The sequence below is a fragment of the Streptomyces sp. H27-H5 genome (assembly GCF_026627505.1).
Taxonomy (GTDB): Bacteria; Actinomycetota; Actinomycetes; order Streptomycetales; family Streptomycetaceae; genus Streptomyces.
Genome location: NZ_JAPNLK010000318.1, coordinates 1 through 1,079 on the forward strand (window position 1 = coordinate 1; position 1,079 = coordinate 1,079).

At 72.6% G+C, this 1,079-nt stretch carries 1 protein-coding gene; it reads right to left on the reverse strand.

The window, feature by feature from the left end; all coding sequences use genetic code 11:
* The coding region (locus tag OTB19_RS43015) for an IS630 family transposase (RefSeq protein ID WP_267804299.1) at positions 1-1,022 on the reverse strand (1,022 nt) is incomplete at its 3' end.
* Between the last annotated feature and the right edge of the window lie 57 nt (positions 1,023-1,079).

The window sequence follows — 1,079 nt, forward strand, 5'->3', positions numbered from 1 at the left end:
TCGGCGTCGGCGTCGTAGCGCCAGCGGTAGGGGCGGGCGGTGCGGTTGTAGCGGATGGTGTAGGTGGTGATCTGGGTTTCGAGGTCGTCGCGGGAGGCGAAGTCGCCGCGTCGCAGCAGGCGGCGGGTCAGTGCGCTGAACCACTGCTCGACCATGTTCAGCCAGGAGGCGTGCTTGGGCGTGTGGGTGACGGCGAAGCGGGGGTGGGCGGCCAGCCAGGCGCGGGTGGCCTTGGAGGTGTGCGAGGAGCCGTTGTCCATGACCAGGTGGATCCGCAGAGCCGGGTCGGTGCACTGGTCCAGTTGCCGCAGGAACGCGGTGAACGTCGCCGAGTTGTTGCGCTCGATGCGCTGGGCCAGGACCTGTCCGGTGGCCACGTCCATGGCCGCGACGATGGAGACCGTGCCGTGGCGGCGGTACTCGAACTCGCGGCGCTCCTCGCGTCCGGGGCGGGCGCGCACGGTCGGGTAGCGGCGGGACTTGGCCTGGATGCCGGTCTTCTCGTCCACACTGACCAGCAGGGTGCCGGGCGGCAGGTCCAGATACAGGCGGCAGACCGCGCCGGCCTGGGCCCAGAAGGCGGGGTCGTCCGCACGGTGCAGCCAACCGCGGACCTTGTGCGGACGCACCTTGGCCTCGGCCAGGATGCGTCCCACGGTGGAGGCGGACGGGGCCAGGCCGCGTTCGGCCAGGTGCGCGGCGATCGTGGTGCGGGTCCAGAGCGAGGCGCCCTCGGGCGGGCCGGAGGTGGCGGTGGCCACCACGGCCAGGCGCTCGCTGGGACCGTACGTGTCCGGACGGCCGCAGCGGCGACGATCGAACAGCCCCGGCACCCCGCGTCGGCGAAAGCGCTCGCGCCAGGTGCGCACGGTGGGCAGGCTGCAGCCGAGTCGGGCGGCGATGTGCGTGTTGGGCAGGCCCTGGGCGGCCAGCAGCACGATCCGTGCCCGGCGCACCACCGCCTGCCCGCTCAGCGCACCGGCCACGATCGTGCGCACCTTGCGCTCCTGCTTGCGGGACAACGGCAACGGTGCAGCAGCAGGGTGGGCCATACATGCTCCCGGGCAAAGGATGTGGCG